Genomic DNA, 26,219 nt, shown 5'->3' with positions numbered 1-26,219 from the left:
CGTTTGATTGGTGTTGGGCGGTAAAACCGCCAACGGCAAAACGAGGGCATACTTATATTTTGCCGCTGCCTCTCCGTGCGGCTGTCGGGGGCTTCCCGAGCGATATTCGGCAGTTAAGCCGTTAAATACTTTTGTCTTTCTGTTATTTCTTGGCCAGTTCCTGGTTCAGCGTCCAGAGTTCCCGGCGTTCTTCGCTGCTTAAACCGTGTGTGCGCTCACGAGCTATCAACTCTTCCTGGCGCAGCTCAAGCATCGAATCAAACATATGGTTGAGTGAGTCGGTGAAGGTTTTTTCTGCGATATCTTTATCTGCTATATCGTCCCACATCGACAGTTTTTCAAGGGTCGCAGCATCATTTGTGCCACGATAGTGTTCTAAAAGTTGTCCGGTGGTCAGACCTGGCTGAGCCAGACAAGTGTTGACCAGTTCTCTGAATAAGCCAAGTCCAGGCAGTTTATTGCTATCCAGTGCGCCTAACGGCGGAACCAGCGGGGCGAGACCCGGGTTCTGTACCAGCAACCCTATAAGTATACGCATGGTCGTACGTTTTAGCTGTGGAACAGGGCGGGAAGCCCCATTTTCTGCCAGTTTTGGCATTAAACGTTCAAGCTGGCTGTCATCAAGAATGCCGAGCTTGTTTCCCAACTCCTGTCGCAGATAAATGCGTAACGTTTCGCCTGGTACCTGAGTAATCAGCGGTAATGCCAGCGTGCTGAGCTGTGCGCGTCCGTCTGGAGTACTCAAATCCACCTGCGGCATCAGGCTGTTAAATAAAAACGCGGAGAGTGGCAGCGCCTGCTCCATCCGGGCTTCAAAGGCCTCTTTCCCTTCTTTACGCACCAGCGTATCGGGGTCTTCGCCGTCAGGTAAAAACATAAAGCGTAGCTGGCGTCCGTCTGTCATATAGGGCAGTGCGGTTTCCAGCGCGCGCCATGCTGCGTCGCGTCCGGCACGGTCACCGTCGTAACAGCAAATTACGTTGTTCGTCGCGCGGAACAACAACTGGATGTGATCGGCGGTGGTTGACGTCCCAAGGGATGCCACAGCGTAGTTAATGCCGTATTGCGCCAGCGCCACCACATCCATATAGCCTTCTACCACTAACAGGCGCTGCGGATCGGCGTTATCCTGCTGGGCTTCATAAAGGCCATACAGCTGGCGACCTTTATGGAAAATATCGGTTTCCGGGGAGTTGAGATACTTCGGCAGGGCATCGCCCAGCACGCGTCCACCAAAACCAATGACCCGACCACGTTTGTCGCGGATGGGGAACATCACCCGTTCGCGGAAGCGATCGTAACTGCGTCCCTGATCGTTGGTGACCAACATTCCCGCATCGACCAGCGATTTACGATTCTCAGCATTGCCGCCAAACCGTTTCAGGACGTTGTCCCAGCCGGGGGGCGCAAAACCAATAGCAAAACGGGTGATAACGTCGCTACTTAATCCTCGCTTTTCCAGGTACTGGCGCGCGGGGGTTGCGGCGGGTTGCATCAAAGACTGTTGATAAAAAGTGTTCAGGCCGTCCATCAATTGATAAAGGCTTTGCCGTTGATGGCGCTCTATCTGACTAGGGCCACTGCCTGCTTCATAGGGCACTTCAAGGTTGTGCATTGCGGCCAGTTCTTCGACGGTTTCCACAAACTCGAGCTTGTCGTAGTTCATGAGAAAGTCGACGGCGTTGCCATGTGCGCCACACCCAAAGCAGTGATAAAACTGTTTCTCACCGTTTACGGTGAAAGAGGGGGTTTTTTCGTTATGGAACGGACAGCACGCGTGATAATTTTTGCCCTGCTTCTTCAGCTTTACCCGCGCGTCGATGAGATCGACAATGTCGGTTCTTGCCAGCAGGTCATTTATAAATACGCGTGGAATTCGTCCAGCCATATGCCCCGTTTATTTTTTTATGACTTATATACACAAAATCATTCAAGATGCTTCAAGACGGCAAGAGAGCGAATCCTCAGGAGCGTACATCAGTACGTGACTGGAGGGAACGACTGCAGCCAACGCAGAGGCAGCTTGAATGATGACGCGTATAAACGAAAACAAGCCGCGCATTCCTTCCGGAAGCACGGCCTTACAACTACAACTCTGTCTGAATTGAGAGCCTTGGCTCTCAATGGATTAGTACAGACGAGTACGGCGTGCGTTTTCGCGAGCCAGTTTCTTCGCGTGACGTTTCACAGCAGAAGCTTTAGCGCGCTTACGTTCAGTAGTCGGTTTTTCATAGAACTCACGACGACGAACTTCCGCCAGAACACCTGCTTTTTCGCATGAACGCTTGAAGCGACGCAGTGCTACGTCGAACGGCTCGTTTTCACGTACTTTAATTACCGGCATGTAACTCTCACCTTTATAAATTCGGTTTGCCGCTGGCATCAACGCCAGCTTATTTCAAAATGGTGCGGAATTTTACTGCAATTGCTGCTGCTTTGTAAAGCACCGACGCGATTTTGAAAGGGACTTTTATAAGGATAAGGAGTATACACGAGCGGAACTCCTGGGGCGAACAAAGTTTTACATCAACCCGCATTGGTCCTACACTGCGCGGTAATAGAGCGAGGTAAAACAAGTCATGCGTGTACTGGGTATTGAAACATCCTGCGATGAAACCGGCATCGCCATTTACGACGATGAAAAAGGTCTTTTAGCCAACCAATTGTATAGTCAGGTGAAATTACACGCTGACTACGGCGGCGTAGTGCCAGAACTGGCCTCGCGCGATCACGTACGTAAAACCGTACCGCTGATCCAGGCCGCGCTGAAAGAAGCGGGACTGACGGCAAAAGAGATTGATGCGGTGGCGTATACCGCAGGTCCTGGTCTGGTTGGCGCGCTGCTGGTCGGCGCAACCGTAGGACGTTCGCTGGCGTTCGCCTGGGGCGTACCGGCAATTCCTGTGCACCATATGGAAGGGCATCTGCTGGCGCCGATGCTGGAAGATAATCCCCCTGCTTTCCCGTTCGTTGCGCTGCTGGTTTCCGGCGGTCACACGCAACTGATCAGCGTCACCGGTATTGGGCAGTATGAATTGCTGGGTGAATCGATAGATGATGCCGCCGGTGAAGCGTTCGATAAAACGGCCAAGCTGCTGGGGCTGGATTATCCTGGCGGCCCAATGTTGTCAAAGCTTGCATCGCAAGGCGTTGAAAAACGCTTTGTCTTCCCGCGCCCGATGACCGACCGTCCGGGTCTGGATTTCAGCTTCTCCGGCCTGAAAACCTTCGCCGCGAATACCATTCGTAATAATGAAAATGACGATCAGACGCGTGCAGATATCGCCCGTGCGTTTGAAGATGCTGTGGTTGATACGCTGATGATCAAGTGTAAACGCGCGCTGGATCAAACCGGTTTTAAACGTCTGGTGATGGCGGGGGGCGTGAGCGCTAACCGTACGCTGCGCGCAAAACTGGCCGAGATGATGCAAAAGCGTCGTGGCGAAGTGTTTTACGCGCGTCCGGAATTTTGCACCGATAACGGGGCGATGATCGCCTACGCGGGCATGGTGCGTTTTAAAGCGGGTGCAACGGCGGATCTTGGCGTGACCGTGCGTCCTCGCTGGCCGCTGGCGGAATTACCGGCGGCATAAGCACATAATATTGTAGGCCCGGTAAGCGTAGCGCCACCGGGCAATACTCTACTCCCGCAGCATCCCTTTCTCTTCCAGAAACGCGATAATTTTTTCCAGACCCTCTCCGGATTTTAAATTACTAAACGTCCACGGACGCTCGCCGCGCATGCGTAGGGTATCGCGCTCCATCACCTCCAGCGAGGCGCCCACGTAAGGGGCCAGATCGGTTTTATTGATCACCAGAAAATCAGATTTGGTGATCCCCGGGCCACCCTTACGCGGGATCTTCTCACCTTCGGCAACGTCGATCACATAGATCGTCAGATCCGCTAATTCCGGGCTGAAGGTGGCGCTCAGGTTATCGCCGCCGCTTTCCACAAAAATCAGATCCAGATTGCCGAATTTCTCGCTCAGCGCCTCTACGGCGGCCAGATTCATCGACGCATCTTCACGGATAGCGGTATGCGGGCAACCGCCGGTTTCCACGCCGACGATCCTGTCTGGCTCCAGGGCGCCTGCCTCGGTGAGAATGCGCTGATCTTCTTTGGTATAGATATCGTTGGTTACCACCGCCAGTTGATAGCTGCTGCGCATGGCTTTGCATAACGCTTCCAGCAGCGCCGTTTTGCCGGAGCCAACCGGGCCGCCAACGCCCACGCGCAGGGGATGCTTGTTGTTACTCATTTTTTCTCCTCAGGAGCGGAATAATCGGGAATATTGGGTTTCATGCCGGGCAGATGCGATGGCCGCCAACGGCGTTGCGGAGCCGAGGCTGGCGTCAGGACACGCCAGCGCCTGTGCCAGACCTTGCGCATACCGATTGCAGAGCGCAATGATCAAACGCTGGGCCACCTGCTGCCCAAATGGAACCAGTTTGACGCCAGCCATCACTGCGCTCTCAATCCAGCTGTAGCCGAGGCTTAATGCCAGCTCCGTCAGGGGGATTTTCCAGCGCACGCCCAGCCAGGCCATACCGCAGAGTTGGCTGTCGACAAAGAGCGCGCGCCACTCCCGCGAGCAATCTGCTTCCCAGTCGGTGACCAGCCGCGTAAACGCCGTGCCCCGACTGCGTTCTTCATCCCGTAGTTCGCGGGTTTCCCGACAGGCCAACAGGTAAGCGCTCCAGCGGCGTGCTGCAGCGAGATCGTCCTGCTCGCAGGCGCGATACAGTCTCGCCAGTAGCGGTAGGTCGACGGTAAAGAAGTTCTGCTCCATCTGCTGGATTTGCCAGTTAGAGAAGTCATCGGCGCTTTTCACCCAGCCGATTTCAACCGCCCACTCCAGACCCTGGGACCAGGTAAACGACCCCACCGGGAGAGCGCTGCTGGCGAGCTGCATCAGACGCAGCTGTTGGATGTTATGCATCAGTGCGCATGGGCGTGATGATGCCCGTGTGATTCACTGGCATAAGCGCCTGCTTCCGGTTCAAACGGTAGTTGAGCGAACGTCACCTCCAGGCTGAACTGGCGCAACATGGCGTCCAGCACATGATCGTGATGGTAGCGCAACTCATCCGGCAGAATTTGCAGCGGAACGTGGCGATTGCCGAGGTGATAACAGGCTTTGGCGAGCAGGAAAGGATCGGCGCAGCGCACCACGGAAACCGACTCCGGCGCGGCGATCACTTCGATCACCTCGCTGCCATCTTCGGTGGTCAGCAGATCACCACTGCGTAACAGCAAACCGCGCGGAAGCATTAGCCCGGCTTCGCGACCGTCGTTCAGCGTCACTCTGGCACGGCTTTTTACTCGAATATCAATGGGTAGCGTGACGCTTGCGGTGACGCGGTGGGCGTGGTCAAGGCGTTGGGTCAGGTAGATCATCGTCACTCCTCAAAACAGGAAATAGCGTTGCGCCATCGGCAAAACGTCTGCCGGTTCGCTGGTGATAAGTTCGCCATCAATGCGCACCTCATAAGTCTGAGCATCGACGGTGATATTGGGTTGCAGGCCGTTGTGGATCATGTCGGCCTTTTTCACCGTCCGACAGCCTTTGACGACGGCGATGGCGCTTTGCAAATTGAGCTGCTGCGGGATGTTTTGCGCGTTAGCGGCCTGCGAAATAAAGGTCAGCCGAGTACGATACCGCGCCGCGCCAAGTGCGCCGAACATCATGCGGTAATGCACCGGCTGCGGGGTGGGGATCGAGGCGTTGATATCGCCCATCGGCGCACACGCGATCATCCCGCCCTTTACGATCGTCGCTGGTTTTACGCCAAAAAAGGCTGGGGACCACAGCACCAGATCGGCCAGTTTGCCAGGCTCAACGGAGCCAACTTCGTGGGCGATGCCGTGGGTTAGCGCCGGGTTGATGGTGTATTTGGCGACGTAGCGTTTAACGCGCTGGTTGTCGTTGTCGCCTGTTTCTTCTGCCAGCGGACCACGCTGAACCTTCATGCGGTGCGCCACCTGCCAGGTGCGCAGGATCACTTCGCCCACGCGCCCCATCGCCTGTGAATCGGACGAGGTCAGGGAAAACGCGCCAATGTCATGCAGCACATCTTCGGCAGCGATCGTTTCCCGGCGAATGCGTGATTCGGCAAAGGCCACGTCTTCGGCGATATCCGGATCGAGGTGGTGGCAAACCATCAGCATGTCGAGATGCTCGTCGATGGTGTTGACGGTATAGGGCAGCGTCGGGTTAGTGGAGGAGGGCAGAATATTCGGATGCGCGCAGGCGGTGATGATATCCGGCGCATGGCCGCCGCCCGCGCCTTCGGTGTGGAAGGTATGAATGGTGCGATCGCCAATCGCCGCCAGCGTATCTTCAACGAAACCGGACTCATTGAGCGTATCGCTGTGCAGCGCCACCTGGATATCCATCTCCTCTGCCACTTCCAGGGAACAGTTGATGGCGGCTGGCGTAGCGCCCCAATCTTCATGGATTTTCAGGCCAATGGCGCCCGCGGTGATTTGCTCGCGCAGGGCGTCAGGGTTTGAGCCGTTGCCTTTGCCGAGCAAACCGATGTTAACCGGCAAGGCGTCTGCCGCCTGCAGCATGCGCGCGATGTACCACGGACCCGGCGTGCAGGTGGTGGCGTTAGTTCCTGCTGCCGGGCCGGTGCCGCCGCCGATCATCGTCGTTACGCCGGAAACCAGCGCCTCCTGTGCCTGCTGTGGGCAGATCCAGTGAATATGCGTATCCACGCCGCCCGCGGTGACGATCTTGCCTTCCCCGGCGATGACTTCAGTTCCCACGCCTATCGGGATCGTGACGTCGGGCTGAATATCAGGATTACCCGCTTTGCCGATGGCGAAGATCCTGGCGTCCTTGATGCCGATATCCGCTTTCACGATCCCCCAGTGATCGACGATCAGGGCGTTGGTTATCACCAGATCCACACACGCTTGCGCGCGCATTTGTCCCTGACCCATGCCGTCGCGGATCACTTTCCCGCCGCCGAATTTGACCTCTTCGCCGTAGGTGGTGAAGTCTTTTTCCACCTCAATCCACAGCTCGGTATCCGCCAGACGTACCTTATCGCCGGTGGTTGGGCCAAACATGTCGGTGTACGCCTGCCGTGAAATTTCACTCATCATTTGCCTCCAGCGCGCCCATCACTTCGCTGCGAAAACCCACGATCCTTTGTGCGCCAGCGACGCGCACCAGTTCGACTTCGCGTTTTTGTCCCGGCTCAAAACGTACCGCCGTGCCCGCAGGAATGTTTAGACGAAAGCCGCGTGCAGCCCGCCTGTCAAAGCGCAGCGCCGGGTTCACCTCGGAAAAGTGATAGTGCGATCCCACCTGGATGGGTCTGTCGCCATGATTTTCCACCACGATCGTACAGGTTTCCCGCCCCTGATTGAGCGCGATATTGCCTTTGGCTATCTGATATTCACCAGGGATCATTGCCGCTCCTTAAACGATCGGGTTGTGGACGGTGACCAGCTTTGATCCGTCCGGAAACGTCGCTTCAACCTGAATATCTGGGATCATCTCCGGAACGCCTTCCATCACCTGATCGCGGCGCAGGATGTGACGCCCGTCTTCCATCAGCGAGGCCACAGTTTGACCATCGCGTGCCCCTTCCATGATGAAAGCGCTAATTAGCGCCACCGATTCCGGATAGTTCAGCTTCAGCCCGCGGGCCAGGCGACGTTCTGCCACCAGCGCGGCGGTAAACAGCAACAGCTTGTCTTTTTCTCTGGGGGTCAGTTCCATACGGGGTCTCTTAGGTTTGCCAGATTCGCGGTAGTACGGGTGGTTTGTGTGTCAAAAGCGGGCGCAGAAATTGCCAAATGCCACGCATAACGCGCTGAACAATCAGGTTGTCGTCGGCAAGAAAGCGGATCGTCAGCAGTGAGTCGTTAAGCGTTGCCCCGGCGTAATCGCCAAGCGGCGTCAGCCGCTCGCGCGTGCCTTCCAGCATGTTTTCAGTGGCCGGATAACACAGCAACGTGCCTACCCAGGGATGGTGCGCGACGCCGCTCAGCTCCCCCTTCTGCAACTGCAAGCGCTCTATCAGCAGCGGCTGCCCATTTCGCCACACTTCCAGACGGTTTTGCAGCGTGCCGTGGCTGAAGGACTCCTGCATAACCGGTCGCCCGAGGCACAGCAGATCCCAGGCCAGCAGTCGACTCTCCGACGCGATGTGAAAGACGGACTGGATAGTGGCGTTGGCGCCAGGAAAGAGGATCGTATCCTGGGGGAGCCACTCCAGCGTGGCGTGCGGGGCGAGCGTGAAATGTTGGCGCAGCAACGCCTGCGGCCCACCGCTGCGATAAAACTTTCCCGCGCCGGGCTGGGTGATTAACGCATGGCTGTTTTCGTTGAGAGTTACGGCAATGTGTAGTTCATCCCCGCCGACGATCCCCGCGGGTGGATGAAGCAAATAGAGGTGGCAGACGCCCTCTTCCGGGTAAAACGGACGCTGAACCGTCAATGGACCATGATGACGCGCCGAGGCGAGCACCGTGTTGTGCCCAGTGCGGGTGAAATGCAGATCTAGTTCGGCCTGCCAGCCCCGTGTGAGTGTCTCGTGCGCAACCGTGTCCAGAGCGTTTCCCTTATCAGCATGAGGGTGTTTGCATACAAAAAAGTATGCCTCAGCACATCGGGAAATCGATCATATGAGAAGCTTATGGATAAAGGGGCGACAATATGCCGCCCCAATGGGGTTTTACAGTAAAACGAGGGGCATCCAGACCAGACCGGTAATCACCAGCAGCACAAGGAAAATCAGGCCAAAAATAGCACCGAGTCGCCAGTAATCTACCGTCGGCAAATAGCCGCTGCCGTAGTAGATAGGGCTAGGACCGGTGGCATACGGGGTCAGAATGCTGCCGAGACCAATGGCTGCGCCGACCATCAGGCAGAAGACCGGGAGTGGGATTTCCGGCATCGCCAGCGCGGCGGCAATCATCATCGGTGCCAGGGCGGAGGTATACGCCGTGGCGCTGGCAAAGAAGTAGCGCAGCAAATAGAACACCACAATGAGCGCCACCATCACCATCATCGGCGAATAGCCGCTCAACCCGTTTGCCAGCAGCTTGCCGAACCAGGTAATAAAACCGGTGTTATTGAGCCCGGTCGCCAGCGTTATCAGCGAGGCCAGCCAGAAAAAGACGTTCCACGCGGCTTTATTACTGACGATGTCATCCCAGCTAATGATGCGCAGTACCAGCATCAACGCCACTACGCTGTATCCGACCATCGCGGCGTCAATGTAATCGCCGCCGAAGATCCACAGCACCAGTGCGCCGACCATCAGCACCAACATCTTTTTCTCGCGTGCGCAGAGCGGTCCCATTGCTTTTAGCTCTGTATCCGCCCAGCGCGGAACCTGATCGCCGGATTTCAGTACCGGTGGATACAACACGTACGCCAGCCAGGGCACAATCAGCACCAGTAAAATACTCAGCGGCAGCATGCCTAAGAACCAGTCTCCCCAGCTCAGCGCCGTGTGGGACGCGCCTTTCATCAGACCGATTAACAGCAGGTTCGGCGCCATCGCCGTTAAGAAAATGGCGCTGGTGACGCAGTCGGCGACAATGCCCATCCACATAATGTACGAGCCAATGGAGCGAGAACTGGCGCTATTGGGCTGCGAGTTATACAGCGGCGGCAGGTTGCGGATAATCGGGTAGATTATTCCGGCCCCGCGCGCGGAGTTGGACGGCGTGACGGGAGCGAGGATAAGTTCAGAGAACATCACCGCATAGCCGAGAAACAGCGTCCGGTGCCCCATCTTTTTCACCAGCATCAGCGCGATACGTCGACCGAGCCCGGTTTTCTCATAGCCGGTACCAAACATAAAGGCCGCGAAGATAAGCCAGATTACCGAGTTTGAAAAACCAGAGACCGCCCATGACAGCGATTTGGCGGTAAATTTAAAACCGTCCTGCGCGAGTTGCTCCGGGCTGAACAGCAGCCACGGTGAAAGGACGGCGATGATCGAAATGCCAATCATCGCTACCACCGCGCCCGGTACAGGTTCCAGAATCAGCCCCACAATCACACCGGTAAAAACGGCAAAATAGAGCCAGGTGTGGCTCTCAAGGCCGTTGGGGACGGGCAGTACAGCAATAATGGCGATGACCACCAGCGGAGCCAGGTATCGCCACCAACCAGCTAAAGGTGCCATTGTTGTATCCCTACGAAAAGGGAGAGGCGCAGCGCCTCTCCGGGAGGGTTATTTGATGTAGTGCACGTGCTCGCAGATTTCATCGACGATAGGATCGCGACGTTCAGCGAACAGCTTTTTGTTTTCGGCGATCAGGTTATTGCCGTGGGTGTCGATGGAAACGATCAGCGGGCCGAACTCTTTAACCCGACATACCCACAGGGACTCCGGCATGCCAAGTTCGGTCCAGTGTACCTCTTCGATCTCTTCAACCTGGGTTGCCGCCACGACCGCACAACCTGCCGGGAAGATTACGTGCAGCGCTTTAAACTGTTTGCAGCCTGCTTCCGTTAGCGGTCCCATGCCGCCCTTGCCGACCACCAGTTTGACGCCCGTCTGCTCGATAAAGTCTTTCTCAAACGCTTCCATACGCATGCTGGTGGTTGGGCCAACGGAGACCATCTCCCATTTTTCACCGTTCTTACGTACGATGGGCCCCGCGTGGAAAATGGCTTTGCCGTTCAGGTCATAAGGAATCGGGCGCTTCAGTTCGATCAGGCGGCGGTGACACACGTCACGACAGGTCACCAGCGTACCGGTCAGGTAGATGACATCGCCAACGCGAATGTCGGCCAGATCTTCGGCTTTGATCGGGGTTGTGAGGATCTTTTTCATAACGCGCTCCGGGTGTGAGACAGGTTTTCGAAGGAGAGGTCAGCATGAACTAACAGTGTGCCGCGACGGTGTGCCCAGCAGCCGGTAGAAACGGCAACGCCGATAGTCGACGGATGGCGTGCGGCGGATTCGATATGCACGCCCATCACCGAGCTATTCCCGGTCAACCCTTGCGGGCCAATGCCCAGACGGTTCAGCCCTTCTTCAAGACGCAGTTCCAGTTCGGCCGCTTTTGGATTCGGATGACGTGATCCGATAGGACGTAGCACCGCTTTACGAGAAAGGACGGCGGCGGTTTCCACAGAGGTGGCAATACCTACGCCCACCAGCACCGGCGGACAAGCGTTGACTGCCAACGTGGAGATATTTTCGAAGACAAATTTCACCACGCCCTCGTAGCCTTCAGAAGGCATTAACACTTTTGAACGTCCCGGCAGCGTACAACCGCCGCCTGCCATGTAGACTTCGATTTCCGCGTCGTCGTTATCAGGGATGATGTCCCAGGTGACCCACGGCACACCGGTACCGGTATTTTTGCCGGTATTCACTTCGTCAAAAATCTCGACCGCGTTATGGCGCAGCGGCGCTTTTACCGTGGCGTCTTCAACGGCCTGTTTCAGGATGCTTTGCAGTTCGCCCAGCAGCGGAAAACGGGAGCCGACCTTCACAAAGAACATAATCTCGCCGGTGTCCTGACAGGCCGGACGGTTCAGGTCGATAGCTTTCTGCATGTTGTCAAACATGGTGTGGTAGATGATTTTACCCATCGGTGAAGTTTCGCCTTCACGCAGCTGTTTTAATTTATCTACGACGTCGTCAGGCATGCGGGTAGAAATCATGGCGGTAAAATCGGCGACAATGTTTGTCAGCGTAGTTATCGCATTTTGGTTATTTTGATTGCTCATCTTGTTAACTCCAGTTCTTTTATTTGTCTGGAAATAAATTCTCCGCCACAAACTACCACTAAAAATGTGGGTTTATATTATTTGCCACTGTGAATATCCAATTAACAGATCGTGAATGATGTTCAGATAAGCAATAAAAATTGCGCAAAGGCAGGGTTTAATACGCATGAGGGAATTACACTGCGGTTAACAACTTTACGGATATACCTATCATGCTGAACACGTATCCCCTCGCGAAAGACCTGCAGGTCCTGGTTGAAATTGTTCATAGCGGCAGCTTCAGTGCCGCCGCCGCGGCGCTGGGCCAAACACCCGCGTTTGTGACGAAACGCATTCAGATCCTTGAGTCCACGCTGGGGACGACGCTGCTAAGCCGCTCCGCGCGCGGCGTGATACTCACGGAGAGTGGTCAACGTTGTTATGAACATGCGCAGGCTATTCTTGCGGGCTATCAGCATCTGGTCGATGACGTCACGCAACTCAAAACGCGCCCGGCAGGGATGATTCGTATCGGCTGTAGCTTTGGCTTTGGGCGCAGTTATATTGCACCGGCTATTACCGAACTGATGCATAGCTATCCTGAATTACAGGTGCATTTTGAACTTTATGATCGGCAAATTGATTTGGCGCAGGATAATATCGATTTGGATATTCGTATTAATGACGAGATTCCGGATTATTATATTGCGCATTTGTTAACGAAAAATAGAAGAATATTATGTGCAGCGCCGACGTATTTACAAAAATACGGTGAGCCGACAACGCTGCAGGAATTAAGTCGTCATGATTGCCTGGTCACTAAAGAACGCGATATGACCCACGGGGTGTGGGAGCTGGATAACGGCCAGGAGAAAAAGTCGGTCAAGGTGGCGGGACATCTTTCCTCTAACAGCGGCGAGATTGTGTTGCAGTGGGCGCTACAGGGAAAAGGGATTATGCTGCGTTCCGAATGGGACCTGCAGCCGTTTCTGGCAAGCGGTGAACTGGTGCGCGTGCTGCCGGACTATGCGCAAAGCGCCAATATCTGGGCGGTTTATCAGGAGCCGCTGTATCGCAGCGTGAAGCTTCGGGTGTGCGTGGAGTTTCTGGCGACGTGGTGCCAGCACCGATTAGGCAAACCGGTAGAGGGGTATCACATTCCCCACGCCGGATAAGACGCTGTTGCGTCGCTATCCGACATTAAAATCACTCTGGGTCTCTTTCGCGTTTTTTCTTCAGCTTGGTCCAGATCTTTGGCTCCTGACGACGCCACAGACGCTGAATGTTGTCATGGTGGCGTAACAGAATTAAGCACGACAGCATGGACACCGGGAAAGTGAACTGGGGATTGAACCACCAGACGTAAAAGGGGGCGATCAGCGCGCTGACGATAGCGCCTAGTGATGAATAGCCGCTTAATAAGACGGTCAGCAGCCAGGTTCCGGCCATCACGCCGGTTAAATCCCAACCAATCGGCGCAATTGCGCCAAAGGCGGTGGCAACGCCTTTCCCACCTTTAAAGCCGAAGAAGACCGGCCAAATGTGACCCAGACAGGCGGCGATCGCGATCAATCCCAGCCAGAAGGGGCTAATGCCTAGCGCATAGGCACCCCAGACGGGTAACATACCTTTCAGGACGTCGAAAATCAGCACCGCGACGGCGGCTCCTTTGCCACCGATGCGCAATACGTTTGTCGCGCCCGGATTCCCAGATCCGCTGTCACGCGGGTCCGGTAATCCAGCAAGGCGGCATACCAGAATAGCACTGGAAATTGAGCCACAGAGGTACGCGAAGATAATCATTCCAGGCGCGATTGCACTCATAAGCTGTTCCGTTTTGAAAATGTCGTGTAAAACGCTACTTCTGTGGATAATACGCATATTTCGCCGGAAGTGGTATCCGGGTTAGCCAAAAAGCAGGCAGGTCGTGATGGATATTGTATTTATAGAGCAACTTTCTGTAATCACCACTATTGGTGTTTACGACTGGGAACAAACGATCGAACAACAGTTGGTGTTCGATATCGAAATGGCGTGGGACAACCGTAAATCGGCTAAAAGCGATGATGTGGCTGATTGCCTGAGCTATGCTGATATTGCTCAAACGGTTGTTAATCATGTGGAAGGCGGGCGCTTTGCGCTGGTCGAACGCGTGGCGGAAGAGGTGGCGGATCTGCTGCTGAGCCGTTTTAATTCTCCATGGGTGCGGATCAAACTCAGTAAACCTGGCGCGGTAGCCCGTGCGGCGAACGTCGGGGTTATCATTGAGCGTGGCAATAATCTGAAAGAAAATAATTAAAATAATAATATCTAAACCAAACGGGTATAAAAGGGTCTTTATGTCGGCTCGTTTTCGCCGTGGTTTATCTATCTAGAGGTTCATTAATGAGTGATATGCACTCGCTGCTGGTGGCGGCAATTTTGGGTGTGGTCGAAGGATTGACGGAGTTTTTACCCGTTTCCAGTACCGGCCATATGATTATTGTTGGCCACTTGCTGGGTTTTGAGGGTGACACCGCAAAAACATTTGAGGTGGTTATCCAGTTGGGCTCTATCCTGGCGGTCGTGGTGATGTTCTGGCGACGTCTGTTTGGCCTGATTGGCATTCACTTCGGTAAGGTCCCACATGAAGGCACTGGCAAAGGTCGGCTGACGCTGGGCCATATCCTGTTGGGGATGGTTCCTGCCGTCGTACTGGGACTGATTTTCCACGACATCATTAAATCGCTGTTTAACCCGATCAACGTCATGTATGCGCTGGTGGTAGGGGGCGTGCTGCTGATTGCCGCAGAATGCCTGAAGCCGAAAGAGCCGCGTGCGCCGGGTCTGGATGATATGACCTATCGCCAGGCGTTTATGATTGGCTGTTTCCAGTGTCTGGCGCTGTGGCCGGGTTTTTCTCGTTCCGGGGCGACGATTTCTGGCGGTATGCTGATGGGAGTAAGCCGTTACGCGGCCTCCGAATTCTCCTTCCTGCTGGCCGTGCCGATGATGATGGGCGCAACGGCGCTGGATCTCTACAAAAGCTGGACGTTCCTCAGCGCATCAGATATTCCGATGTTTGCAGTTGGTTTCGTGACGGCGTTTATCGTGGCGTTGGTGGCGATCAAAACCTTCCTGCAGCTGATTAAGCGCATCTCGTTTATTCCGTTTGCGATTTACCGCTTTATTGTGGCGGCAGCCGTTTACGTCGTGTTCTTCTGATTTTGCTAGCTTGCCGGATAGCGGCGTTAACGCTTATCCGGCAATGCACTGTCTATGCTTTTGGGCAACGTTGTTCTTTCCAGGCGGCCACCGCCGCGATCCGACGCCGGGTCAGTTCCTCGCGAATAGCCTGACCTTTGAATCCCGCCTCAACGACGTCTTTCGTTGGTACCGCCTGCGCAACCTGCCAGGCTTCACGCAACAGCCTGCCTTGCGGATAATCCGCCGCTTCAAAACCGGTTCGCCCACGCACATCGGCCTCGCTGGTCAGGGCGATTTGCTCCACGCGCTGCGGTTTGCGCCAGGCATCGATGGAATCAAACAGCTTAACGATGGTTTTCGGCTGCAGGATCGGGAAGGTATGAATGAGGTCGTGGAACTCGGCTACCAGTTTGGCTAAATCACGGATGTCATTCGGCACGCGCAGGCGTTGGCACAGTTGCTCGACCAGCTTCACGCCAGCCGGACCGTGACCGTGGTGGCGTGGCCACAGTGCTTTTGGCGTCAATGCCTTGCCAAGATCGTGGCACAGCGTGGCGAAACGCACGTCGACCTCCGGACTTAACATGGCCGCCATCGACAGCGTCATCAGCGTGTGAATACCGGTATCAATTTCCGGGTGCCATTGCGCGGGCGCGGGAACGCCAAACAGGGCATCTACTTCCGGAAACAGGACGTGCAGTGCGCCGCAGTCGCGCAGGACCTGAAAAAATACCTGTGGGTTGCGGGTGGTTAAAGCACCTTCTGTTTCTTTCCACACCCGCTCTGGCGTCAGGTGCTCCAGTTCCCCTGCGGCGTTCATATCGCGCATCAGCGTCATGGTTTCTTCAGCGATACGAAAACCGAGGTGCGCATAGCGGGCAGCAAAGCGCGCCACGCGCAGCACGCGCAATGGATCTTCGCTAAAGGCGGGGGACACATGGCGTAGCAGACGGTTTTCCAGATCGTCGCGTCCGTTATACGGATCGATAATCTCGCCGTCGTCATCGCGGGCCATTGCGTTGATGGTCAGATCGCGACGCTGAAGATCGGCCTCCAGCGTCACATCCGGCGCGGCGTAACAGGTGAATCCGGTATACCCCGAGCCTGATTTGCGTTCGGTACGCGCCAGCGCATACTCTTCCCGGGTTTGCGGATGCAGAAACACGGGAAAATCGCGGCCTACCTGCTGGTAGCCCGCGTCGAGCATCTCTTGCGGCGTGGCGCCGACAACAACCCAATCTTTATCTTTAATCGGTAGCCCTAATAACGCATCCCGAACAGCACCACCGACCAGATAAATCTTCACACCACTTTCCTTTTGAAATTATGATCCCTTAATCATATGTCAGTGTGGCGGAGAAGGCGATTCAGTTCATCCAGCGATCTTTGCGTTTACGGCTGGGGATCATGTGTGGCAGAACCAAGCCGAGCAACAAACCAAGACCTAGCACGCCGCCGCCGTACATAAACCACTGCATGATGATGGTGCGCTGTTTGTCATCAAGCTGAAGGTTGGCTGCGCTGACCTTCTTTTGCGCCACGATAAGCTCGTTCCTCAGCTTCTGGTTTTCTTGTTTCAGCCCGTCGATTACGCTGTCGCTTTGCGACACTTTTTGCTGCATATCGGCGGTGCGCTGATTCCACGTGGTGTCGATATTATTGAGCTTATCGGTCAAGGTCTTGACCTGGTTTTCCAGATCGGGAACGCGGGTACGCAGGCTCGGCGTACTGTTCAGCTCTTTCAGTGGGATCCAGGCGGTACGTCCGGTGCTGTCTTTCACCTGGGCGTAGTTAGTGTTGGCATCGGTCTGTAATAGCGTGACTTCCTCGCCGGCGTTAACCGTACCCACGAGGCGATAATTATCTCCCGGACCGCTGCGGACCCAGGTGTTCAGTTCGTCAGAAACATAGCGCTTTTCTTCGGCATGAGAGACTGCAGTGGCGCTAAGTGCGAGTAAAGTTAATCCAATCAGGCGTAATTTTGGCATCAGGCTGTCGTTATTGTCATAGAAAGTGGAACGATAGTAGTGGCATCAGTGTCTCTACGCAAAGCATTCGACATCAATCGGAATCATCTGTGTCCTTTTTGCCACCACTCGAAACTTTTACGCCCGTCAAATTGCTCGTTGCATGGCAATTTGGCGCAAAATACTATCTACTGACCATAAAGAACGAGCTTAGTTCGCAGTCAGTTTTCTCAACTGTGACATAACCCATAAGTACAAGACCATGGCCCAGGAAATCGAATTAAAATTTATCGTCAATAGTGACGCTGTAGATGCGCTACGTGAACGTCTGAATACGCTGGGGGGAGAGCATCATGCGCCCAGCCAGTTGCTGAATATCTACTACGAAACGCCCGATGCGTGGCTGCGTGGTCACGATATGGGGCTGCGTATTCGCGGTGAGAACGGTCATTACGAAATGACCATGAAAATTGCCGGACGAGTGACGGGTGGCCTGCATCAGCGGCCGGAGTTTAACGTTGCGCTGAACGCGCCAGAGTTGGATCTCTCCCTGTTTCCAACGGAAGTCTGGCCTGATGGCGAACTGCCCGCTGAACTTGCCTCTCAGGTACAGCCGCTCTTCAGCACCGATTTTTACCGTGAGAAATGGCACCTTGATATCGACGGTAGCCGCATTGAAATGGCCCTCGATCTCGGGGAAGTGAAAGCGGGCGAGTTGGCTGAACCTATCTGTGAGCTTGAACTGGAGTTGTTAAGCGGCGATACCCGTGCGGTATTGAAGCTGGCAAACCAGCTGGTATCGCAAACCGGTTTACGCCAGGGCAGCCTGAGTAAAGCGGCGCGCGGCTATCATCTGGCTCAGGGGAATGCGCCGCGTGAACTCAAACCGACGCGCATTTTGAAGGTTCCGGCAAAAGCGAGTATTGAGCAAGGGCTGGAAGCGGCGCTGGAGCTGGCATTATCACAGTGGCAGTACCATGAAGAGCTGTGGGTGCGTGGCGTCAAAGGGGCGAAAGCCGAGGTGCTGGCTGCGATGGGCCTGGTGCGTCACATTCTGATGCTGTTTGGCGGTAATGTGCCGCGAAAAGCGAGTGCTCACTTACGTGATTTGCTTACCCAGTCGGAAGCGATCATTGCGTCTGACGTTTCTGCCGTTTCCGCGGTTTACAGCACGCAAACGGCGATGGCCAAGCTGGCGCTGACCGAATGGCTGGTGACCAAAGGGTGGCAGCCGTTCCTTGATGCGAAGGCGCAGGGTAAAATAGCCGACTCCTTTAAGCGTTTCTCAGATACCCATCTCTCGCGCCATGCTGCTGAACTGAAAACAGCTTTTGCTCAGCCGCTGGGCGATCAGTACGCCGATCAACTTCCGCGCCTGACGCGCAACATTGATAGCATGCTGATGCTGGCGGGATACTACGACGAAAAGGTCGCATCGGAATGGATCGCCACCTGGCAGGGTTTACGTCACGCCATTGCGGCCAACCAATACATTGAAATTGAACACTTCCGCAACGAGGCGATCGCTTTGGAACCGTTCTGGTTGCACAGCGGAAAACGATAATCAGGGTGAGGCCGGGATGCCTGATGGCGCTGCGCTTATCAGGCCTACGCGATGGGCGGAAGCGTCATGTAGGCTGGATAAGGCAACATGCCGCTGCCCGGTACTATTCAAAGGATAATCCATAAATGAAGCAGCTCTCTTCACCGTTACAGCATTACTGGCCGACCGTTGTTGAGCGGCTGCCAGCAGCAATATCTGAGTCCTCGCTTAGCATTCAGGCGAAGTCAGTGCTTACATTCAGTGATTTTTTTCGCGACAGCATTATTGCCCATCCCGAATGGCTGGTCGAACTGGAAAGCACGCCATCCGAGGCGGATGAATGGCAACACTATGCTGATTGGTTACAGCAAGCATTGGTCGACGTTAGCGACGAAAACACGCTGATGCGTGAGCTGCGCCTGTTTCGCCGTCGCATCATGGTGCGTATCGCCTGGGCGCAGACGCTGTCGCTGGTGACGGAAGAGAGTATCTTGCAGCAGCTAAGCCATTTGGCTGAAACGCTGATCGTCGCCGCGCGTGACTGGTTATACGCCGCCTGCTGTCGTGAATGGGGTACGCCCTGTAATCCACAAGGTGTTGCGCAACCGCTGCTGATTTTAGGTATGGGGAAACTGGGCGGCGGCGAACTGAATTTTTCCTCTGATATCGATCTGATTTTTGCCTGGCCGGAGCACGGTAGTACGCAGGGCGGACGTCGCGAGCTGGATAACGCGCAGTTCTTTACCCGTATGGGCCAGCGGCTCATCAAAGTGCTGGATCAGCCCACAATGGATGGATTTGTCTATCGGGTAGATATGCGTTTACGCCCGTTTGGCGACAGCGGCCCGCTGGTGCTGAGCTTCTCCGCGCTGGAGGATTATTACCAGGAACAAGGGCGCGACTGGGAACGCTATGCGATGGTCAAGGCCCGCATTATGGGCGATTGCGACGGTACCTACGTCAGTGAGCTTCGCGCTATGCTGCGGCCTTTTGTTTTCCGCCGCTATATTGATTTCAGTGTGATCCAGTCTCTGCGTAACATGAAAGGAATGATTGCCCGCGAAGTGCGCCGCCGTGGTCTGAAAGACAACATTAAGTTGGGCGCGGGCGGTATTCGTGAAATCGAATTTATCGTGCAGGTATTCCAGCTTATTCGCGGTGGGCGCGAGCCGTCATTGCAATCCCGCTCGCTGTTACCCACGCTCAGCGCCATCAATGCGTTGCACCTGCTGTCAGACACCGACGCGGAACAACTGCGAGCAGCCTATCTCTATTTACGTCGTCTGGAGAACCTGCTGCAAAGTATCAATGATGAGCAGACCCAGACGTTGCCAGGCGATGAACTGAACCGCGCGCGGCTGGCGTGGGGGATGAACGTCGATGACTGGCAGCAGCTAACCGATGTGCTGGCCAGTCATATGGACAACGTGCGCCGGGTGTTTAACGAGTTGATTGGCGATGACGAAGCAGAAACCCAGGAAGAGTCGCTCTCAGAACAGTGGCGTGAACTGTGGCAGGACGCATTACAGGAAGATGACACCACGCCGGTGCTGACGCATCTGGCGGATGACGATCGCCGGCGCGTGCTGTCTCTGATTGCCGATTTTCGCAAAGAGCTGGATAAACGCACCATTGGCCCACGCGGACGCCAGGTGCTGGATCACTTAATGCCACATCTGCTGAGCGATGTCTGTTCGCGTGACGACGCCTCAGTCCCGCTGTCGCGTATCACACCGCTGCTGGTAGGCATTGTGACCCGTACGACCTATCTGGAGCTGCTGAGCGAATTCCCCGGAGCGCTTAAGCATCTGATTTCGTTATGTGCCGCTTCGCCGATGATCGCCAGCCAACTGGCGCGGTATCCGCTGTTGCTCGATGAACTGCTGGATCCGAACACCCTGTATCAACCCACCGCGACGGATGCCTACCGTGATGAACTGCGCCAGTATTTGCTGCGCGTGCCGGAAGATGACGAAGAGCAGCAGTTGGAAGCGCTGCGTCAGTTTAAGCAAACGCAGCTGTTGCGCATTGCCGCGGCAGATATCGCTGGTACGCTGCCGGTGATGAAGGTGAGCGACCACTTAACCTGGCTGGCGGAAGCTATTATTGATGCGGTAGTCCAGCAGGCGTGGATGCAGATGGTCGCTCGCTACGGGCAACCCACTCATCTTGACGGGCGCGAGGGGCGCGGTTTTGCCGTCGTCGGGTATGGCAAACTGGGCGGCTGGGAGCTGGGCTACAGTTCGGATCTTGATTTGATCTTCCTGCATGACTGTCCTATGGACGTGATGACGGATGGTGAGCGTGAGATTGACGGGCGACAGTTCTATTTGCGTCTGTCGCAGCGCATTATGCACCTTTTCAGCACCCGCACCTCATCCGGTATTTTGTATGAAGTGGATGCGCGGTTGCGTCCGTCCGGCGCGGCGGGAATGCTGGTGACATCAACCGAGGCTTTCGCTGATTACCAGCGCAACGAAGCCTGGACGTGGGAGCATCAGGCGCTGGTGCGCGCTCGAGTGGTGTACGGCGACCCTCGGTTGACCTCTCAGTTTGATGCGACTCGTCGCGATATCATGACCCTCGTCCGCGATGCGAAAACCTTGCAGACCGATGTGCGCGAAATGCGTGAGAAAATGCGGGCCCATTTGGGCAATAAGCATCGCGATCGTTTTGATATCAAAGCGGATGAAGGCGGCATCACCGACATTGAGTTTATTACGCAATACCTGGTGCTGCGCTATGCGCATGAAAAACCGAAGCTGACGCGCTGGTCGGATAACGTGCGCATTCTGGAGTTACTGGCGCAAAACGACATTATGGATGAGCAGGAAGCGCTGGCGCTTACCCGTGCTTATACGACGCTGCGCGATGAACTTCATCATCTTGCATTGCAGGAACTTCCGGGCCATGTGGCGCCGGAGCACTTCGACGCTGAACGTACGCTGGTGCGTGACAGCTGGCAGAAGTGGCTGGTTGCCGAGTGAAGTGTGCTATTATCGCGCGCAAATTTTAAGACCCTCAGAGAATCTCTCAGGAGACAGGAATGAAAGTAACGCTGCCAGAGTTTGAACGTGCAGGAGTCATGGTTGTCGGTGATGTGATGCTAGATCGCTACTGGTACGGTCCTACCAGCCGTATTTCACCTGAAGCGCCGGTTCCGGTGGTGAAGGTTGATACCATTGAAGAACGTCCCGGTGGCGCAGCAAACGTGGCGATGAACATTGCCTCTCTGGGAGCGAATTCGCGTCTGGTTGGCCTGACTGGGATTGACGACGCGGCGCGTGCGCTGAGCAAAACGCTGGCGGATGTGAACGTAAAATGTGACTTCGTTTCTGTGCCAACTCATCCGACGATCACCAAACTGCGCGTGCTTTCCCGCAACCAGCAACTGATTCGCCTGGATTTCGAAGAAGGTTTTGAAGGCGTGGATCCGCAGCCACTGCATGAGCGTATTAACCAGGCTCTGGGCTCCATTGGCGCTTTGGTGCTCTCCGATTACGCCAAAGGCGCGCTGGCAAGCGTGCAGCAGATGATTGCTCTGGCGCGTAAGGCTGGGGTGCCGGTGCTTATCGATCCGAAAGGGACCGATTTTGAACGCTATCGTGGCGCAACGCTGCTGACGCCGAATTTGTCTGAATTTGAAGCGGTGGTCGGTAAGTGCAAAAGCGAAGATGAACTGGTTGAGCGCGGCATGAAAGTGATTGCAGATTTCGACCTTTCCGCGCTGCTGATCACGCGTTCCGAACAGGGTATGACGCTGCTGCAACCGGGCAAATCGCCACTGCATATGCCGACGCAGGCGCAGGAAGTGTATGACGTGACGGGGGCGGGCGATACGGTGATCGGCGTGCTGGCAGCGACGCTGGCGGCGGGGAACACTCTGGAAGAGGCGTGCTATTTTGCTAATGCCGCAGCGGGTGTTGTCGTCGGTAAACTGGGGACTTCCACCGTTTCCCCGATTGAACTGGAAAACGCCGTGCGCGGTCGGGCCGACACTGGCTTTGGCGTGATGAGCGAGTCTGAGCTGAAACAGGCCGTTGCCAGCGCCCGCAAGCGCGGTGAGAAAGTGGTGATGACCAACGGCGTGTTCGACATCCTACATGCTGGCCACGTTTCCTATCTGGCGAATGCGCGCAAGCTGGGCGATCGTCTGATCGTGGCGGTAAACAGCGATGCTTCGACCAAACGTCTGAAAGGCGAAACGCGTCCGGTCAACCCGCTGGAACAGCGCATGATCGTGCTGGGCGCGCTGGAAGCCGTCGACTGGGTGGTCTCTTTTGAAGAAGACACACCACAGCGTCTGATTGCCGGCATCCTGCCGGATCTGCTGGTAAAAGGCGGCGACTATAAGCCGGAAGATATTGCGGGCAGCAAAGAAGTGTGGGCGAACGGCGGTGAAGTGCTGGTGCTGAACTTTGAAGATGGCTGCTCAACGACCAATATCATCAAGAAGATCCAAAAAGACAGCGATAAATAACAAATGCTGGAAACGTATCGAACTTTTGGATGCGATACGTTTCTTGCTATTGATGCTGCTGTTTTCTTCAACCCAGAGTAAAGGAATAAGGGGAGAGGGGATTTCTCCCCCCGATTTACTTTTACATGACGTTACAATAAGCGTGCGTCACGCTGACCTTAAATCCGACCCCTCTTAGATTTCGTGGGAAACTGTGAACCAGCGCAGTGGTTTTGCGCACAATATGTACAGAATAACTTCGCATCCAGGGAAATACTGAAATTAGAAAAAGCATATGGCCTTAACAGATATTCAATAACTGGAGGGTATGCTCATGAACAGCAATATGTATTCAATGAACAATTTCGATTTCCTGGCCCGTAGTTTTGCCAGGATGCAAGCTGAGGGCCATCCCGTAGATATCCAGGCGATAACTGGGAATATGGATGAAGAACATCGTAGCTGGTTTTGCAAACGCTATGCGCTGTACTGCCAGCAGGCGACGGAGGCCAGGAAGCTAGAACTGGAACACTAACAGAAAAAACGGGCCTTGCGGCCCGTTGTCGTTTTTACTCTTGCGGATCGACTGACGGGATCGCGGGAGCAGGTTTAACTTCTGCCGTTTTTTCACGCGATTCCAGCTCAGTCAGACGTTGCTCAAGCAGCGCCAGCTTTTCACGGGTACGCAGCAAAACCTGAGTCTGTACATCAAACTCTTCACGGCTTACCAGATCCAGACGGGTCAGCTGTGACTGCAGCGTTTGACGAATTTTCTTCTCGACGTCTTCGCCAAACTCGCGGATCCCTTTCGGCATCGACTCGTGAACCTGACGAGCAATCTGCTCAATTTTTTTCGGGTCAATCATTGTGGTTTCCCTGAACTGGTACGTGTTGTTGCCTATTGTAGTGCGAACTGGCACAGGCATAAACCAGAATTGTGTGAAGCTAAGACGAGCAAAGGCGTTGATGAAGGTAATCAATAGCGTTATAGTTAACCCGCTTATTCTCAGGGCGGGGCGAAATTCCCCACCGGCGGTAAATCAACTCAGGTTGAAAGCCCGCGAGCGCTTTGGGTGCAAACTCAAAGGTCAGCAGATCCGGTGTAATTCCGGGGCCGACGGTTAGAGTCCGGATGGGAGAGAGTAACGATCCAGTCGGGCATGGACCCGCTCACGTTATTTTTTTGCCGCTTAGACGGTACTCCTAAGACTGCCCTGATTCTGGTAACCATAATTTTAGTGAGGTTTTTTTACCATGAATCAGACGCTACTTTCCTCTTTTGGTACGCCTTTCGAACGTGTTGAACTTGCGCTGTCTGCGCTGCGTGAAGGACGCGGTGTGATGGTGCTTGACGACGAAGATCGTGAAAACGAAGGCGATATGATTTTCCCGGCAGAAACCATGACCGTTGAACAGATGGCTCTGACCATTCGTCACGGCAGCGGTATTGTATGCCTGTGCATCACTGAAGACCGACGCAAACAGCTCGATCTGCCAATGATGGTGGAAAATAACACCAGCGCTTACGGTACCGGTTTTACCGTCACCATTGAAGCCGCAGAAGGCGTGACCACCGGCGTTTCCGCTGCGGACCGTGTTACTACGGTGCGTGCGGCAATTCAGGATGGCGCTAAACCTTCCGATCTTAACCGTCCGGGGCACGTTTTCCCGCTGCGTGCTCAGGCAGGTGGCGTGTTGACCCGCGGTGGTCACACTGAAGCAACCATCGACCTGATGACGCTGGCAGGGTTTAAACCGGCAGGCGTGCTGTGCGAACTGACCAATGACGATGGCACCATGGCGCGTGCGCCAGAATGTATCGAATTTGCCGGCAAGCATAATATGGCGGTAGTTACTATCGAAGACCTGGTGGCTTATCGTCAGGCGCATGAGCGCAAAGCCAGCTAATCGCAAATTACCACGTTAGTCGCGGTAAGTATAAAAAACCGAAGCCATCTTCCAGGCTTCGGTTTTTTTGTTTCTTGCTCCGATTATTTGGTTCTCACCCGCTTTAATGCCCATGCGGCGCTCATAATGACGAGCAACAGTAAGCACAAACTAAAGGCCAACAAACAGGCCTGCGCCATGTTCATAAAATGCCAAGGCGGGATCAGATACCAGCCTTCTGACTGCTGGTACAGATCGACAAACCACTTTTGCGTACTGCTGAGCGCCACGCCGTCGGGAACAATGGGAGCGTCATAGCCGCAATCTCCTGTGGGTTTAAACCACTCCGGTGCCCAGTTGGCCAGAGGCAAATTAAAAGGGAATGTCGGATCGGTGGAGCATCCCTGTACGCCAAACAGCGAATCCGGGTCCGGGTTATGTACAGCATAATGAATGCCGTTAAGTTTGATGGAGAACTTAATGCCCATGATGCTGCCGTAAAATGCCGCAATACAGCCGATGAGCTTCAGAACAACATTTTTGGGGTTGATTGCCGCAATCAATCCGCCAAAAACCATCACCAGCATGGCAAAACGAATGTAGACACATTGCTCGCAGGGGGCCATGTAGAGATAGATTTGGAAGAACGAGTGCGCCAGAATAATCAATCCACCCATTGCGCAAGCCATCAACAGCCACAGAAAGCGCTGTTCCTGCCATCTCACCAGGGTATCAACCGGTGTATTGCGTAAGTCTCGCCACGATCCTTTTATGAAAGCCATAGCCGGGTCCCTGTTTATTTTTTCGCGAGCTCTCTGACAAGCTCAGCCATGGAATCAATAGATTTGATATTTTTGGTGTAGATCAGGTATTTACCATTGACGGCGTAAGCCGGAACGCCCTGGATTTTGGCGACATCATATGCTGCTTTCCATTTCTCCAGCGTTTGCTGGACGGCTGGATCCTTCAATGCCGCGTCAAAATCAGCCTGGCTCATGCCCGCTGCATCCAACCCTGTTTTGATGAATGAGGCGGGATCTTTACCCTCTGACCAGCGCTCTTTCTTATCGTGGTAGGCGGCGTAATAAGCGAACTTGGCTTTTTTAAACTGTGATTTGGCGTCAAACAATGAAATACCTGCAGCCATGTCCCTGGCAATCATTACGGCAAAGATTTCGCTGGCCTGTTTACCGTATTCCCCTTTGGTTTCCAGATGAAACGGAGTGAAAGTAACGACATCGGCGACTTTGTCTGACACGGGCCCTGTCACGGCTTTATCATATTTGTAGCAAAATGGGCAGGCGTAACTGAATACTTTGATCAACGTCTTATCAGCATTGGGAATTGGTTTTTCCAGAACCATATAATCAGTGCCTTCAGTAAACGCTGATGCTGCAAACGGTGAGGCAAGCGCGGCGGTTAATACCACACTTTTAAATAATGAAGTGATCCATTTAGATGACATAATTAATCCTTAATAT

27 protein-coding genes and 1 riboswitch are annotated in these 26,219 nt (G+C 54.6%); of the genes, 9 read left to right on the top strand and 18 right to left on the bottom strand.

The annotated features are described in order from the left end of the window. Positions 1-142: 142 nt before the first annotated feature. Together dnaG and rpsU are read right to left on the bottom strand one after the other, a co-directional pair. Positions 143-1,888 (bottom strand): DNA primase, encoded by a 1,746-nt coding sequence (gene dnaG, locus GPJ68_RS21350; RefSeq protein WP_019077713.1) that lies wholly within the window; start codon positions 1,886-1,888, stop codon positions 143-145. Between the two features lie 240 nt (positions 1,889-2,128). Then, entirely contained in the window at positions 2,129-2,344 is a 216-nt protein-coding gene (rpsU, locus tag GPJ68_RS21345; RefSeq protein WP_001144069.1) for a 30S ribosomal protein S21, read from the bottom strand. A 235-nt stretch (positions 2,345-2,579) separates the two neighbouring features. Between rpsU and tsaD the strand changes: the two genes are divergently transcribed. Further along, positions 2,580-3,593 (top strand): tRNA (adenosine(37)-N6)-threonylcarbamoyltransferase complex transferase subunit TsaD, encoded by a 1,014-nt coding sequence (gene tsaD / locus GPJ68_RS21340; RefSeq protein WP_003024694.1) that lies wholly within the window; start codon positions 2,580-2,582, stop codon positions 3,591-3,593. 48 nt (positions 3,594-3,641) lie between these two features. Here the strand turns inward: tsaD and ureG are convergent, their stop codons facing one another. The 10 genes from ureG to ttdA form a co-directional block, all read right to left on the bottom strand. After that, positions 3,642-4,259, bottom strand: a complete 618-nt coding sequence (gene ureG / locus GPJ68_RS21335; protein WP_016157503.1) for an urease accessory protein UreG — start codon at positions 4,257-4,259, stop codon at positions 3,642-3,644. 9 nt (positions 4,260-4,268) lie between these two features. Continuing rightward, a complete protein-coding gene (locus GPJ68_RS21330; protein WP_180836984.1) occupies positions 4,269-4,940 on the bottom strand; it encodes an urease accessory protein UreF in 672 nt (223 codons plus the stop codon). After that, positions 4,940-5,398 carry an urease accessory protein UreE gene (gene ureE, locus GPJ68_RS21325; protein ID WP_016157501.1) on the bottom strand — a complete coding sequence of 153 codons (459 nt, stop codon included), beginning with the start codon at positions 5,396-5,398 and terminating at the stop codon, positions 4,940-4,942. The genes GPJ68_RS21330 and ureE overlap by 1 nt, the downstream gene beginning before the upstream one ends. Positions 5,399-5,407: 9 nt before the next feature. After that, positions 5,408-7,111, bottom strand: coding sequence for an urease subunit alpha (gene ureC / locus GPJ68_RS21320; RefSeq protein WP_180836983.1), 1,704 nt, complete (start codon positions 7,109-7,111; stop codon positions 5,408-5,410). After that, on the bottom strand, positions 7,104-7,424 hold the full coding sequence (locus GPJ68_RS21315; RefSeq protein ID WP_016154543.1) for an urease subunit beta: 321 nt from the start codon (positions 7,422-7,424) through the stop codon (positions 7,104-7,106). The genes ureC and GPJ68_RS21315 overlap by 8 nt, the downstream gene beginning before the upstream one ends. A 9-nt stretch (positions 7,425-7,433) precedes the next feature. After that, positions 7,434-7,736: an urease subunit gamma gene (locus GPJ68_RS21310; RefSeq protein WP_019077709.1), complete on the bottom strand. Its 303-nt coding sequence runs from the start codon at positions 7,734-7,736 to the stop codon at positions 7,434-7,436. Between the two features lie 10 nt (positions 7,737-7,746). Beyond that, complete coding sequence (locus GPJ68_RS21305) at positions 7,747-8,571, bottom strand: urease accessory protein UreD (RefSeq protein WP_197710786.1); 825 nt, start codon at positions 8,569-8,571, stop codon at positions 7,747-7,749. Between the two features lie 123 nt (positions 8,572-8,694). Continuing rightward, positions 8,695-10,158 (bottom strand): anion permease, encoded by a 1,464-nt coding sequence (locus GPJ68_RS21300; RefSeq protein WP_049283285.1) that lies wholly within the window; start codon positions 10,156-10,158, stop codon positions 8,695-8,697. 48 nt (positions 10,159-10,206) lie between these two features. Next, positions 10,207-10,812: a L(+)-tartrate dehydratase subunit beta gene (gene ttdB, locus GPJ68_RS21295; protein WP_016154539.1), complete on the bottom strand. Its 606-nt coding sequence runs from the start codon at positions 10,810-10,812 to the stop codon at positions 10,207-10,209. Continuing rightward, positions 10,809-11,717 (bottom strand): L(+)-tartrate dehydratase subunit alpha, encoded by a 909-nt coding sequence (gene ttdA, locus GPJ68_RS21290; RefSeq protein WP_016154538.1) that lies wholly within the window; start codon positions 11,715-11,717, stop codon positions 10,809-10,811. The genes ttdB and ttdA overlap by 4 nt, the downstream gene beginning before the upstream one ends. 212 nt (positions 11,718-11,929) lie before the next feature. On the opposite strand from ttdA, the gene GPJ68_RS21285 reads away from it, so the two are divergent. Then, positions 11,930-12,871, top strand: coding sequence for a LysR family transcriptional regulator (locus GPJ68_RS21285; protein ID WP_016157496.1), 942 nt, complete (start codon positions 11,930-11,932; stop codon positions 12,869-12,871). 31 nt (positions 12,872-12,902) lie between these two features. Here the strand turns inward: GPJ68_RS21285 and plsY are convergent, their stop codons facing one another. After that, positions 12,903-13,520 (bottom strand): glycerol-3-phosphate 1-O-acyltransferase PlsY, encoded by a 618-nt coding sequence (plsY, locus tag GPJ68_RS21280; RefSeq protein ID WP_016154536.1) that lies wholly within the window; start codon positions 13,518-13,520, stop codon positions 12,903-12,905. A 106-nt stretch (positions 13,521-13,626) separates the two neighbouring features. On the opposite strand from plsY, the gene folB reads away from it, so the two are divergent. Together folB and bacA are read left to right on the top strand one after the other, a co-directional pair. Beyond that, positions 13,627-13,995 carry a bifunctional dihydroneopterin aldolase/7,8-dihydroneopterin epimerase gene (gene folB, locus GPJ68_RS21275; RefSeq protein WP_003828442.1) on the top strand — a complete coding sequence of 123 codons (369 nt, stop codon included), beginning with the start codon at positions 13,627-13,629 and terminating at the stop codon, positions 13,993-13,995. Between the two features lie 86 nt (positions 13,996-14,081). Beyond that, the gene (gene bacA, locus GPJ68_RS21270) at positions 14,082-14,900 is read left to right on the top strand and encodes an undecaprenyl-diphosphate phosphatase (protein ID WP_016154535.1); all 819 of its coding nucleotides are present in this window, start codon (positions 14,082-14,084) and stop codon (positions 14,898-14,900) included. Positions 14,901-14,952: 52 nt separating this feature from the next. On the opposite strand, the gene GPJ68_RS21265 is transcribed toward bacA, so the two are convergent. Then, positions 14,953-16,188 (bottom strand): multifunctional CCA addition/repair protein, encoded by a 1,236-nt coding sequence (locus tag GPJ68_RS21265; protein ID WP_047414044.1) that lies wholly within the window; start codon positions 16,186-16,188, stop codon positions 14,953-14,955. 61 nt (positions 16,189-16,249) lie between these two features. Next, positions 16,250-16,870, bottom strand: coding sequence for a TIGR04211 family SH3 domain-containing protein (locus tag GPJ68_RS21260; protein ID WP_016154533.1), 621 nt, complete (start codon positions 16,868-16,870; stop codon positions 16,250-16,252). Between the two features lie 241 nt (positions 16,871-17,111). Here GPJ68_RS21260 and GPJ68_RS21255 point away from each other — a divergent pair, with 241 nt between their 5' ends. The 4 genes from GPJ68_RS21255 (at position 17,112) to glgS (ending at position 23,386) form a co-directional block, all read left to right on the top strand. Then, positions 17,112-18,413, top strand: a complete 1,302-nt coding sequence (locus GPJ68_RS21255) for an inorganic triphosphatase (RefSeq protein ID WP_047414043.1) — start codon at positions 17,112-17,114, stop codon at positions 18,411-18,413. Positions 18,414-18,538: 125 nt separating this feature from the next. Next, positions 18,539-21,379, top strand: coding sequence for a bifunctional [glutamate--ammonia ligase]-adenylyl-L-tyrosine phosphorylase/[glutamate--ammonia-ligase] adenylyltransferase (gene glnE, locus GPJ68_RS21250; RefSeq protein WP_172860710.1), 2,841 nt, complete (start codon positions 18,539-18,541; stop codon positions 21,377-21,379). Positions 21,380-21,438: 59 nt separating this feature from the next. Then, positions 21,439-22,872: a bifunctional D-glycero-beta-D-manno-heptose-7-phosphate kinase/D-glycero-beta-D-manno-heptose 1-phosphate adenylyltransferase HldE gene (gene hldE, locus GPJ68_RS21245; RefSeq protein WP_016157492.1), complete on the top strand. Its 1,434-nt coding sequence runs from the start codon at positions 21,439-21,441 to the stop codon at positions 22,870-22,872. A 307-nt stretch (positions 22,873-23,179) separates the two neighbouring features. After that, positions 23,180-23,386, top strand: a complete 207-nt coding sequence (glgS, locus tag GPJ68_RS21240; RefSeq protein WP_019077704.1) for a cell surface composition regulator GlgS — start codon at positions 23,180-23,182, stop codon at positions 23,384-23,386. 34 nt (positions 23,387-23,420) lie between these two features. Here the strand turns inward: glgS and ubiK are convergent, their stop codons facing one another. Beyond that, a complete protein-coding gene (ubiK, locus tag GPJ68_RS21235) occupies positions 23,421-23,717 on the bottom strand; it encodes a ubiquinone biosynthesis accessory factor UbiK (RefSeq protein WP_003024618.1) in 297 nt (98 codons plus the stop codon). Positions 23,718-23,849: 132 nt separating this feature from the next. Next, a riboswitch (FMN riboswitch) is annotated at positions 23,850-23,999 on the top strand. 106 nt (positions 24,000-24,105) lie between these two features. On the opposite strand from ubiK, the gene ribB reads away from it, so the two are divergent. After that, on the top strand, positions 24,106-24,759 hold the full coding sequence (ribB, locus tag GPJ68_RS21230; protein ID WP_016154529.1) for a 3,4-dihydroxy-2-butanone-4-phosphate synthase: 654 nt from the start codon (positions 24,106-24,108) through the stop codon (positions 24,757-24,759). Between the two features lie 83 nt (positions 24,760-24,842). Here ribB and dsbI read toward each other — a convergent pair whose 3' ends face one another. Beyond that, a complete protein-coding gene (gene dsbI / locus GPJ68_RS21225) occupies positions 24,843-25,520 on the bottom strand; it encodes a protein-disulfide oxidoreductase DsbI (RefSeq protein WP_104651865.1) in 678 nt (225 codons plus the stop codon). A 14-nt stretch (positions 25,521-25,534) separates the two neighbouring features. After that, entirely contained in the window at positions 25,535-26,203 is a 669-nt protein-coding gene (locus GPJ68_RS21220; protein WP_180836980.1) for a thiol:disulfide interchange protein DsbA/DsbL, read from the bottom strand. Positions 26,204-26,219 lie beyond the last annotated feature (16 nt).

Origin of the sequence: Citrobacter sp. 172116965 (genome assembly GCF_013458095.1) — a bacterium.
GTDB classification, from domain to species: domain Bacteria; phylum Pseudomonadota; class Gammaproteobacteria; order Enterobacterales; family Enterobacteriaceae; genus Citrobacter; species Citrobacter braakii.
Note: the sequence above shows the minus strand (reverse complement) of the source record. Positions and strands in the feature narration are given on the sequence as shown.

What these genes read in the sequence shown, in the direction of transcription:
- dnaG (WP_019077713.1), bottom strand. Translation starts at nt 1,888, where the DNA reads ATGGCTGGACGAATTCCACGCGTATTTATAAATGACCTGCTGGCAAGA.
- rpsU (WP_001144069.1), bottom strand. Translation starts at nt 2,344, where the DNA reads ATGCCGGTAATTAAAGTACGTGAAAACGAGCCGTTCGACGTAGCACTG.
- tsaD (WP_003024694.1), top strand. Translation starts at nt 2,580, where the DNA reads ATGCGTGTACTGGGTATTGAAACATCCTGCGATGAAACCGGCATCGCC.
- ureG (WP_016157503.1), bottom strand. Translation starts at nt 4,259, where the DNA reads ATGAGTAACAACAAGCATCCCCTGCGCGTGGGCGTTGGCGGCCCGGTT.
- GPJ68_RS21330 (WP_180836984.1), bottom strand. Translation starts at nt 4,940, where the DNA reads ATGCATAACATCCAACAGCTGCGTCTGATGCAGCTCGCCAGCAGCGCT.
- ureE (WP_016157501.1), bottom strand. Translation starts at nt 5,398, where the DNA reads ATGATCTACCTGACCCAACGCCTTGACCACGCCCACCGCGTCACCGCA.
- ureC (WP_180836983.1), bottom strand. Translation starts at nt 7,111, where the DNA reads ATGAGTGAAATTTCACGGCAGGCGTACACCGACATGTTTGGCCCAACC.
- GPJ68_RS21315 (WP_016154543.1), bottom strand. Translation starts at nt 7,424, where the DNA reads ATGATCCCTGGTGAATATCAGATAGCCAAAGGCAATATCGCGCTCAAT.
- GPJ68_RS21310 (WP_019077709.1), bottom strand. Translation starts at nt 7,736, where the DNA reads ATGGAACTGACCCCCAGAGAAAAAGACAAGCTGTTGCTGTTTACCGCC.
- GPJ68_RS21300 (WP_049283285.1), bottom strand. Translation starts at nt 10,158, where the DNA reads ATGGCACCTTTAGCTGGTTGGTGGCGATACCTGGCTCCGCTGGTGGTC.
- ttdB (WP_016154539.1), bottom strand. Translation starts at nt 10,812, where the DNA reads ATGAAAAAGATCCTCACAACCCCGATCAAAGCCGAAGATCTGGCCGAC.
- ttdA (WP_016154538.1), bottom strand. Translation starts at nt 11,717, where the DNA reads ATGAGCAATCAAAATAACCAAAATGCGATAACTACGCTGACAAACATT.
- GPJ68_RS21285 (WP_016157496.1), top strand. Translation starts at nt 11,930, where the DNA reads ATGCTGAACACGTATCCCCTCGCGAAAGACCTGCAGGTCCTGGTTGAA.
- plsY (WP_016154536.1), bottom strand. Translation starts at nt 13,520, where the DNA reads ATGAGTGCAATCGCGCCTGGAATGATTATCTTCGCGTACCTCTGTGGC.
- folB (WP_003828442.1), top strand. Translation starts at nt 13,627, where the DNA reads ATGGATATTGTATTTATAGAGCAACTTTCTGTAATCACCACTATTGGT.
- bacA (WP_016154535.1), top strand. Translation starts at nt 14,082, where the DNA reads ATGAGTGATATGCACTCGCTGCTGGTGGCGGCAATTTTGGGTGTGGTC.
- GPJ68_RS21260 (WP_016154533.1), bottom strand. Translation starts at nt 16,870, where the DNA reads ATGCCAAAATTACGCCTGATTGGATTAACTTTACTCGCACTTAGCGCC.
- GPJ68_RS21255 (WP_047414043.1), top strand. Translation starts at nt 17,112, where the DNA reads ATGGCCCAGGAAATCGAATTAAAATTTATCGTCAATAGTGACGCTGTA.
- glnE (WP_172860710.1), top strand. Translation starts at nt 18,539, where the DNA reads ATGAAGCAGCTCTCTTCACCGTTACAGCATTACTGGCCGACCGTTGTT.
- hldE (WP_016157492.1), top strand. Translation starts at nt 21,439, where the DNA reads ATGAAAGTAACGCTGCCAGAGTTTGAACGTGCAGGAGTCATGGTTGTC.
- glgS (WP_019077704.1), top strand. Translation starts at nt 23,180, where the DNA reads ATGCTCATGAACAGCAATATGTATTCAATGAACAATTTCGATTTCCTG.
- ubiK (WP_003024618.1), bottom strand. Translation starts at nt 23,717, where the DNA reads ATGATTGACCCGAAAAAAATTGAGCAGATTGCTCGTCAGGTTCACGAG.
- ribB (WP_016154529.1), top strand. Translation starts at nt 24,106, where the DNA reads ATGAATCAGACGCTACTTTCCTCTTTTGGTACGCCTTTCGAACGTGTT.
- dsbI (WP_104651865.1), bottom strand. Translation starts at nt 25,520, where the DNA reads ATGGCTTTCATAAAAGGATCGTGGCGAGACTTACGCAATACACCGGTT.
- GPJ68_RS21220 (WP_180836980.1), bottom strand. Translation starts at nt 26,203, where the DNA reads ATGTCATCTAAATGGATCACTTCATTATTTAAAAGTGTGGTATTAACC.